The organism is Tahibacter caeni (genome assembly GCF_024609805.1).
Lineage (GTDB): Bacteria > Pseudomonadota > Gammaproteobacteria > Xanthomonadales > Rhodanobacteraceae > Tahibacter > Tahibacter caeni.
Map to the genome: position 1 here is coordinate 1 of NZ_JANFVR010000556.1, position 1860 is coordinate 1860.

At 72.5% G+C, this 1860-nt stretch carries 1 protein-coding gene; it reads right to left on the bottom strand.

All coding sequences use genetic code 11. The features are described from left to right. Positions 1-103: 103 nt before the first annotated feature. A complete protein-coding gene (locus NON22_RS23735) occupies positions 104-1603 on the bottom strand; it encodes a hypothetical protein (protein ID WP_257389453.1) in 1500 nt (499 codons plus the stop codon). Positions 1604-1860: the final 257 nt, after the last annotated feature.

Here is a 1860-nt window from a genome sequence, read left to right on the forward strand (position 1 = left end):
GCGACGAGCAGCGCCAGCACGCGCCGTCGCGCCGGGCCACGGCGCACCTCGTTGTCGCCGGCTGCCGCGGGGCACGCGGCCGCAGCGGCGCGTCCGCCTGCGCTCACTCCTCGAATCCGTCGCGGAACAGCGTGTCGCCCGGCATGCCGTTGTACCGCAGGTTCTGTCCGCGCACGTTCAGTTCGCCGGCCGCGTTGCCCGGTGCATCGGACCACGTGAACGCCGCATAGCCCGCGGTGCTCGTCGCCGAGGCCAGGCGCGATGTGCGTGTCGCGCTGCTCTTGAGCAGGGCCGGTCGAGGCCAGAGCGGCTGGCCGTCCGTGTCCAGGCGCAGCACGCGAATCGGGTTGTCGCTGACCGAGGTGTTGCCGGTGACCCAGGCGGCGGCGAAGCCGCCCGGCGCCGGCAGTGCGACGGTCTGCGACAGCGACTGCGCGCCGTTCGTGGCGACCGTCATCGGCACGATCTCGCGGCCTTCCTCGCCCCAGCGGCGCAGGCCGGCGCTGTCGACGCGCTGGGCGTAGAGCCCGTCGTAGCTGTCGGGCGTGATGACCACGTTGTCGACCCAGACGGCGTAGATGTCCCCGCTGGCCGCGTCGTAATGGGCCTGCGGCAGGAAGTGGCCGTGCGCGGTGCTCGTGGTCAGCAGCACGCCGTTGGCGCCGAGCAGCCGCGTGCCGTCGGCGGCGAGGTGTTGCGCGCGCGCTGAGGAAGCCAGGCCGATGAAGTCGGTGTAGGCGAACACGGCGCCGCCGGCGCCGTCGGCGCGCATCTTCGGGAAATAGCCGGCGCTCAGATTGCCGGTGTCGGAAATCCGGACGCCGTCCGTGCCCCAGAGCGCGGCGCCGTCGAGCGCGGCGAGTTTCTGCGCGCGCAGGATGCGCGTGCTGCCGGCCTGGTTGCTCCAGGACACGATCGCGTCGCCGCCGGTCGAGGCGATCACGTCGGCGATGAACTTGGCGCCGGTCGCCGGACCCGGCAGGGTCACGCCGGTCGCGCCCCAGAGCGGCGCGCCGGTCGCATCGAGTTTCTGCGCGCGCCCCTGGCCCGAGTCGTTCATCCAGACCACGACGGCGTCGCCGTCGCTCGTGGCGGCGACATAGGAGATCTGCGCGCCCTCGCCGGTGGTCGAAACCGGCACGCGGCCGCCGCTCCAGAGCAGGTTGCCGTCGGCGTCGACCTTGGCCGCGACGATGCGCTCGTCGGCGGCCTGTTGGGTGCAGCACTGGAACGACAGCAGCGCGTTGCCGGCGGCGTCGACCGAGAAGCCGTAGTCGGTGGTCGAGCTGTAGCTGCGGTCGGCCACGAGGATGCCGCCGTGCAGCCAGAGTTCGCGGCCGCCGGCGTCGAGGCGCTGCAGGCGCAGGTCGTAGCCGCCGTCGGTGTTATCGAACCAGCTGACGTAGAAGCCGCCGTCGGCGCGCGGCAGGATCTTGGCCTGGGTTTCCTCGCCGCCGCGGTCGGCGATGGCCAGGTTCGCGGCGATGTCGTTGCTCCAGCCGCCGCTGCCGAGCGGCAGCGAAAGGGCAGGGGCGCTCGCGAGGCCGCAGAGGCCGGCGAGCAGCAGGGAGACAGGAAGACGGCGATAGGAATGCGTTGACATGGACGACTCCGGAACGGCGGCGAGGAAGGGCCGTCGGCCGCCCGGCAGTGCGGCGCGGCGACGCGTTGCCGACACTGCGCCGGCGTCCGGTCCGCGGCTTCAGCGCAGGGTCAAAAGTCCGGACCCGGTCATCAAAGAACCCTGACAGCGCCCTGAAAAATTTTCAGTTTCAACGGCTTGGGTCGGCAGGCCGGCGCGGCCGCTCGCCGGCCAGCGCGTCCACGCGGCGCTGCGCCGCGGCCTGCAGGTGGCCGTCG

Bases quoted from the DNA above. Each gene is read 5' to 3' on its own strand.
- NON22_RS23735 (WP_257389453.1), bottom strand. From the start codon at position 1,603: ATGTCAACGCATTCCTATCGCCGTCTTCCTGTCTCCCTGCTGCTCGCC.